The 7,098-nt window shown below is 68.2% G+C and carries 5 protein-coding genes and 1 pseudogene; all 6 read left to right on the top strand.

Translation table 11 applies throughout. The features are described 5' to 3' along the window. Positions 1–262: 262 nt before the first annotated feature. Complete coding sequence (locus tag A9O63_RS17025) at positions 263–1,690, top strand: Glu/Leu/Phe/Val family dehydrogenase (RefSeq protein ID WP_069332999.1); 1,428 nt, start codon at positions 263–265, stop codon at positions 1,688–1,690. 122 nt (positions 1,691–1,812) lie between these two features. Then, positions 1,813–3,744, top strand: coding sequence for a DNA primase (gene dnaG / locus A9O63_RS17020; protein ID WP_069332998.1), 1,932 nt, complete (start codon positions 1,813–1,815; stop codon positions 3,742–3,744). A 104-nt stretch (positions 3,745–3,848) separates the two neighbouring features. Further along, the gene (gene rpoD / locus A9O63_RS17015; protein ID WP_069332997.1) at positions 3,849–5,855 is read left to right on the top strand and encodes an RNA polymerase sigma factor RpoD; all 2,007 of its coding nucleotides are present in this window, start codon (positions 3,849–3,851) and stop codon (positions 5,853–5,855) included. 11 nt (positions 5,856–5,866) lie between these two features. Next, a complete protein-coding gene (locus tag A9O63_RS17010) occupies positions 5,867–6,247 on the top strand; it encodes a hypothetical protein (RefSeq protein WP_069332996.1) in 381 nt (126 codons plus the stop codon). Between the two features lie 244 nt (positions 6,248–6,491). Continuing rightward, positions 6,492–6,959 carry a transcriptional regulator NrdR gene (nrdR, locus tag A9O63_RS17005; protein WP_002720557.1) on the top strand — a complete coding sequence of 156 codons (468 nt, stop codon included), beginning with the start codon at positions 6,492–6,494 and terminating at the stop codon, positions 6,957–6,959. 14 nt (positions 6,960–6,973) lie between these two features. Next, positions 6,974–7,098: pseudogene (locus tag A9O63_RS23460) on the top strand (bifunctional diaminohydroxyphosphoribosylaminopyrimidine deaminase/5-amino-6-(5-phosphoribosylamino)uracil reductase RibD); the annotation flags it as partial.

Genomic DNA, 7,098 nt, shown 5'->3' with positions numbered 1-7,098 from the left:
GCCGGCGCGCCGAGACGGCCGCCGCCGCCGCTCCTGCGTGCCCACCCCCATGTTGTCGGTGAAGCCGCCCGCCGCATCGCCCAGAAGCTGCATGGATTGCAGCACGTAGTGGACATCATCGGATTGTAGACGTTCAGCTCGAAGTGACCCTCGCTGCCCGTGTTCGTCGACGTGACGGCAGCGGGTGCAAATCCTGCGCGGGCGGTCTAGCTTCTCCCCCGAGGGGCGCACTCCGCGCCCCGTCTCGAGGAGGAGGCCTGACATGCAAGCCGCAGAACCCAGTTTCCGCGAATCCGTCGATCTGATGTTCAACCGCGCCGTGGCGCTGATGGACCTCTCGCCGGGCCTCGAGGAGAAGATCCGGGTCTGCAACTCCACCTATACCGTGCGCTTCGGGGTGCGGCTGCGGGGCAAGATCTTCACCTTCACCGGCTACCGCTCGGTCCATTCCGAACATATGGAGCCGGTGAAGGGCGGGATCCGCTATGCCCTGTCGGTGAGCCAGGACGAGGTCGAGGCGCTGGCCGCGCTCATGACCTACAAATGCGCGCTGGTCGAGACGCCCTTCGGCGGCTCGAAGGGCGGGCTCTGCATCGATCCGCGCGAATGGGACGAGCATGAGCTCGAGCAGATCACCCGGCGCTTCGCCTACGAGCTGGCCAAGCGCGACCTGATCCATCCGGCGCAGAACGTGCCCGCCCCCGACATGGGCACGGGCGAGCGCGAGATGGCCTGGATCGCCGACCAATATGCGCGGATGAACACGGCCGACATCAATGCGCGCGCCTGCGTGACCGGCAAGCCGATCAATGCGGGCGGCATCCACGGACGGGTGGAAGCCACGGGGCGCGGCGTGCAGTTCGCGCTGCGCGAATTCTTCCGCCATGCCGAGGACAAGGCGCGGGCGGGACTCTCGGGCGATCTCGACGGCAAGCGGATCATCGTGCAGGGCCTGGGCAACGTGGGCTATCACGCGGCGAAGTTCCTGACCGAGGAGGATGGCGCCAAGGTCACGGGCGTGATCGAGCGCGACGGGGCGCTGGTCAATCCGGACGGGATCCCGGTCGAGGAGCTGCGCCAGTGGATGATGAAGACGGGCTCGATCCGCGGCTTCGCGCAGGCCGACTTCTTCGAGGACGGACGCCGGCTGCTCGAGGAGGAATGCGACATCCTGATCCCGGCCGCGATGGAGGGCGTCATCACCCGGGAGAATGCGGCGCGGATCAAGGCCCCGCTCATCATCGAGGCGGCGAACGGCCCGATCACCTTCGGCGCGGACGAGATCCTGCGCCAGAAGGGCACGGTCATCGTGCCCGATCTCTATGCCAATGCGGGCGGCGTCACGGTCTCCTATTTCGAATGGGTGAAGAACCTCAGCCACATCCGCTTCGGCCGGATGCAGCGGCGGGCCGAGGAGGCGCGCTCGCGCGCCCTCGTGGAGGAGCTCGAGCGGCTCTCGGCGGACCAGGGCCTGGGCTGGCAACTCGCGCCCGACTTCAAGCAGAAGTTCATGCAAGGGTCGGACGAGCTGGCGCTGGTGCGCTCGGGCCTCGATGACACGATGCGCATCGCCTATCAGTCGATGCGCGAGGTCTGGCACGGGGCGGAAGGCGCCGAGGATCTGCGCGTGGCGGCCTATATCGTGGCGATCCGCCGGGTGGCGGCCACCTACCGCTCGAAGGGGCTCTGAGGGAAGAGTGGGGGCGCTGCCCCCACACCCCCGGGATATTTGGGCCAGAATGAAAAGGGGCGGGCTCTCGCGGGCGGCGGAGGCCGCTGGACAGAGGCGCGGGGGGGCACGATAACCGGACCATGAGCCTGCCACCCGGATTCCTCGACGAACTGCGCAACCGCGTCCCGCTCTCGCAGGTGGTCGGGCGCAAGGTGACGTGGGATCTGCGGAAGTCGAACCAGGGCAAGGGCGACTTCTGGGCGCCGTGCCCCTTCCATCAGGAGAAGTCGGCGAGCTTCCACGTCGACGACCGCAAGGGCTTCTATTACTGCTTCGGCTGCCATGCGAAGGGCGATGCCATCGCCTTCGTGAAGGACACCGAGAATGTGGGCTTCATGGAGGCGGTCGAGATCCTCGCGCGCGAGGCGGGGATGGCGATGCCGGCCCGCGATCCGCGGGCGGCCGAGAAGGCCGACCGGCGGAGCCAGCTTGCCGAGGTGATGGAGGAGGCGGTGAAGTTCTACCGCCTGCAGCTGCGCACCGGGGCGGCTGCGGCGGCGCGCGACTATCTCGCGCGGCGCAGGCTGTCGCCCGAGGGGCAGGAGCGGTTCGGGATCGGCTTTGCGCCGGAGGGGCGGCAGGCCCTGTTCCAGGCGCTGACCGGCAAGGGGATCGCGCCGGATCTGCTGGTCGAGGCCGGGCTCTGCGCGCGCCCCGAGGAGGGCGACGCGCCCTACGACCGGTTCCGCGGCCGCATCATCTTTCCGATCCGGGATGCGCGGGGGCGGGCGATCAGCCTCGGGGGCCGGGCGATGGATCCGGCGGCGCGGGCGAAATATCTCAACGGGCCCGAGACGCCGCTCTTCGACAAGGGGCGCAACCTCTACAATGTGGGTCCGGCGCGCGAGGCGGCGGGCAAGGGCCAGCCGCTCGTGGTGGCCGAAGGCTACATGGATGTGATCGCCCTGTCGGAGGCGGGGTTCCGGGCCACCGTGGCCCCGCTCGGCACCGCCATCACCGAGGATCAGCTGCGCCTCATGTGGCGCATCCATTCCGAGCCGGTGATCGCGCTCGACGGGGATGCGGCGGGCATCCGGGCCGCGCTGCGGGTGGTGGATCTGGCGCTGCCGCTGCTCGAGGCGGGGCAGGGGCTGCGCTTTGCGGTGCTACCGCCGGGGCTCGATCCGGACGATCTGATCCGGGCCGAGGGCGCCTCGGCCATGGGGCGCGTGCTCGAGGCGGCGCAGCCGATGGTGGGGCTTCTGTGGCGGCGCGAGACCGAAGGCCATGTCTTCGACAGTCCCGAGCGGCGCGCGGCTCTCGACAAGCGGCTGCGCGCGGCGGTGCAGCGGATCGCGGACCCGAGCATCCGGCGGCACTACGGAGACGAGCTGAACCGGCTGCGGATGGAGATCTTCGGCACCTCCGTGCCGCGGCGCGCCTTCCACCGCGGAGGCCGGCGTGAGCCGATGGCGGTGGCGCCCCTTCCCTCGACGCGCGCCTCGCTGCTGGCCACGGCCGCCGGCGAGCGGATCGAGGAGGAGATGCGGCTGGGGGTGATTCTCGCCACCTGCGCGCTGCATCCGACGCTGATCCACGAGTTCGAGACGGCGCTCGAGGCGCTGGAACTGTCCGATCCCGATCATCGGACGCTGCACCGGGTGCTCCTCGCCGCCGCCGGCATGGCCGAGGCCGACACGGCGCGGGGCGTGATCCGCGCCGAGGCGGGCCCGGCCCTTGAAAGGCTGCTGGCGCTGACCCATGTTCGCATCTGCCCGTCGGTGCGCCACCCCGGGGATCTCGAGATGGCGCGCATGTGCCTGGCCGAGGAACTCGCGAAGCTCGAGGCCCGGCGCGGCGCACGGCAGGAAATCGAAGAGGCGGTCGAGGATCTGGCGGGTCTCGTGGACGAGGGGCTGACGTGGCGCCTGTCGCAGGCCGCCGAGGCGCGGCATCGTGCCGAACGGGCCCGTCTTGACGACTCGTCCGACCTTGGCGAAGACCGAGCCGCCCTGTCGAGATCGCTGCAGGAGATGATCGATCGCCAGATCTGGGTAAAGAAAAGGGGCTGAGGCGCTTCCCCCGCCTGTGATTCGAGCTATTGATTCGCTATATCGTCCCGACGATTCGACCTTCGCTTCGGCAAGACCACCCTCCGCGCTTCTGAGGAGCATCCATGGCAGTCAAAGACACTGACGACGGCAAACCCGAGGATCAGGACGCCGAAACCTCGCTGGACATGAGCCAGGCCGCCGTCAAACGGATGATCGCGGAGGCGCGCGAGCGCGGCTACATCACCTACGATCAGCTCAACACGGTTCTGCCGCAGGACCAGGTCTCGTCCGAGCAGATCGAGGACGTGATGGCCATGCTCTCGGAGATGGGCATCAACGTCATCGAGAACGAGGAGGCCGAGGAGGGCGAGCCTGCGGGCGAGCTCGTCGAGCAGGGCTCGGGATCGCGCGAGATCGCCGTGGCGGGAACGCAGGGCGAGACGCTCGACCGCACCGACGATCCGGTGCGGATGTATCTGCGCGAAATGGGTTCGGTGGAGCTGCTGAGCCGCGAGGGCGAGATCGCCATCGCCAAGCGCATCGAGGCCGGCCGCAACACGATGATCGCCGGTCTCTGCGAGAGCCCGCTGACCTTCCAGGCCATCACGATCTGGCGCGACGAGCTTCTGTCCGAAGACATCCTGCTGCGCGACGTGATCGACCTCGAGGCGACCTTCGGCCGCTCGCTCGACGGCGACGGCGACGATGACATCGACGGGCCGGAGCTCGACGAGGTCGAGGTGGCCGCGGCTCCCGCGCCCGCGCCGCGCCGGTCGGCCTCGTCCGAGCCGGAACTCGACGCCGACGGCAACCCGATCAGCCGCGCCGAGGAAGAGGACGAGGACGACGAGGCCTCGGCCATGTCGCTCGCCGCGATGGAAGCCGCGCTGAAGCCGCGCGTGCTCGAGACGCTCGAGCTGATCGCCCGCGATTACGGCAAGCTCGCGGAAATGCAGAACCGGCGCATGTCGGCCACGCTGAACGATCATATCCGCTTCACGACCGAGGACGAGGCCGCCTATCAGAAGCTGCGCTCGGAGATCGTGCTGCTGGTGAACGAGCTTCACCTGCACAACAACCGGATCGAGGCGCTGATCGACCAGCTCTACGGCATCAACCGCAAGATCATGTCGATCAACTCGGCCATGGTGAAGCTGGCCGATGCGGCCCGCATCAACCGGCGCGAGTTCATCGACGAATATCAGGGCTACGAGCTCGATCCGATGTGGGCCGAGCGGATGGCCGCGAAGTCGGGCCGCGGCTGGCAGACCCTGATGGAGAAGAGCCGCGATCGCGTCGAGGATCTGCGGGGCGAGATGGCGCAGGTCGGCCAGTATGTCGGCGTAGACATCTCGGAGTTCCGCCGCATCGTGAACCAGGTCCAGAAGGGCGAGAAGGAAGCCCGTCAGGCCAAGAAGGAGATGGTCGAGGCGAACCTGCGTCTCGTGATCTCGATCGCCAAGAAATACACCAACCGCGGGCTGCAGTTCCTCGACCTGATCCAGGAGGGCAACATCGGCCTGATGAAGGCGGTGGACAAGTTCGAGTACCGCCGCGGCTACAAGTTCTCGACCTATGCGACCTGGTGGATCCGGCAGGCCATCACGCGGTCGATCGCCGACCAGGCCCGCACGATCCGTATCCCGGTCCATATGATCGAGACGATCAACAAGCTGGTGCGGACGGGCCGCCAGATGCTGCACGAGATCGGTCGCGAACCCACGCCCGAGGAGCTGGCCGAAAAGTTGCAGATGCCGCTCGAGAAGGTCCGCAAGGTGATGAAGATCGCCAAGGAGCCGATCTCGCTCGAGACGCCCATCGGGGACGAGGAAGATAGCCAGCTCGGCGACTTCATCGAGGACAAGAACGCGATCCTGCCGCTCGATTCCGCCATTCAGGAGAACCTGAAGGAGACGACCACCCGGGTCCTGGCCAGCCTCACCCCGCGCGAGGAGCGGGTTCTGCGGATGCGGTTCGGCATCGGCATGAACACCGACCACACGCTCGAAGAGGTGGGCCAGCAGTTCTCGGTGACGCGCGAACGCATCCGCCAGATCGAAGCCAAGGCGCTGCGCAAGCTCAAACATCCCAGCCGCAGCCGCAAGCTGCGGAGTTTCCTCGATCAGTAAGGAACGGCGCCATGATCCGCGCTCTCACATTTGCAGCCCTCGCCGCCGCGACCCTCGCCGGTCCCGCCGCGGCCTATATTGCCAAGAACGGCGAGATCGTCCGGCCTGACGCCGACGGCACGTTCCTCGTCGTGGGCAGCCCGGGGCAGGGGCCGGGCGAAAGCTGGTGCGCGGCGGGCGACTATGTGATGGCGCAGGGTCTCGTGCCGACCACGCGGATCTGGCGCCTGAGCGAACCGCCGCGGCGGCAGGCCCAGGGCGTGCGCTTCGGCCTCTCGCCTCAGGGGGCGGCCAGCAAGACCGGCCTCTTCATCCTCGGCTCCAAGGATGCCTCGCTGAGCGCCATCCATGCGCGCGCGCTGTGCCGCAAGGATCCGCCGATCCACGACTGATCGGGCCATCGGCTCGACGCTGCGGCCGGGCGGCCGCAGCCCTCCGGCGCCGAAGACGACACCGCGCCCTTGTCCGCCTGAGTCTCGTGTGCCACAGAACCGCCCCCTCATCTAGGGGCCCTCGATTTCCGCTGTGCAACCCATCGGCCTCTGGCTATGGTCTTGTGGATAACGAGAGGGGCACCCCGGATCTGTAGATCGGCGGGCCGCGTCCCCGACCTGAGGCGTGAGGGAGGGAGACGCGATGCGCTGCCCGTTCTGCGGAAATATCGATACCCAAGTGAAAGACAGCCGCCCGGCCGAGGATCATGTCTCGATCCGCCGCCGCCGGTTCTGCCCGGCCTGCGGGGGACGGTTCACCACCTACGAGCGGGTGCAGCTGCGCGACCTCGTGGTGATCAAATCGTCCGGCAAGCGCGAGGATTTCGACCGCACGAAGCTCGAGCGCTCGATCCGCATCGCCATGCAGAAGCGGCCGATCGAGCCGGAGCGGATCGACCAGATGATCTCGGGCATCGTGCGGCGGCTGGAGAGCCTCGGCGACACCGACATTCCCTCGAAGGTGATCGGCGAGATCGTGATGGAAAGCCTCGCGCGGATCGACACGGTGGCCTACGTCCGCTTCGCGAGCGTCTACAAGAACTTCCAGGCGGCGGACGACTTCGACAAGTTCGTCTCCGAACTGCGTCCCTCGGCCCCCGCGGAAGAGTGACCGACGCCGATCACATGGCCCACGCGCTCCGGCTGGGGGCCCGCGGGCTCGGGCGGACCTGGCCCAACCCGGCGGTGGGCTGTGTCATCGTGAAGGCCGGTCGCGTGGTGGGCCGCGGCTGGACCCGCCCCGGCGGCCG

Source organism: Cereibacter johrii (genome assembly GCF_001720585.1).
Classification (GTDB): Bacteria; Pseudomonadota; Alphaproteobacteria; order Rhodobacterales; family Rhodobacteraceae; genus Cereibacter_A; species Cereibacter_A johrii.
The sequence above is the reverse complement of the archived record's forward strand: the minus strand, read 5'-3'. Positions and strand labels throughout refer to the sequence as shown.

Bases quoted from the DNA above. Each gene is read 5' to 3' on its own strand.
- A9O63_RS17025 (WP_069332999.1), top strand. From the start codon at position 263: ATGCAAGCCGCAGAACCCAGTTTCCGCGAATCCGTCGATCTGATGTTC.
- dnaG (WP_069332998.1), top strand. From the start codon at position 1,813: ATGAGCCTGCCACCCGGATTCCTCGACGAACTGCGCAACCGCGTCCCG.
- rpoD (WP_069332997.1), top strand. From the start codon at position 3,849: ATGGCAGTCAAAGACACTGACGACGGCAAACCCGAGGATCAGGACGCC.
- A9O63_RS17010 (WP_069332996.1), top strand. From the start codon at position 5,867: ATGATCCGCGCTCTCACATTTGCAGCCCTCGCCGCCGCGACCCTCGCC.
- nrdR (WP_002720557.1), top strand. From the start codon at position 6,492: ATGCGCTGCCCGTTCTGCGGAAATATCGATACCCAAGTGAAAGACAGC.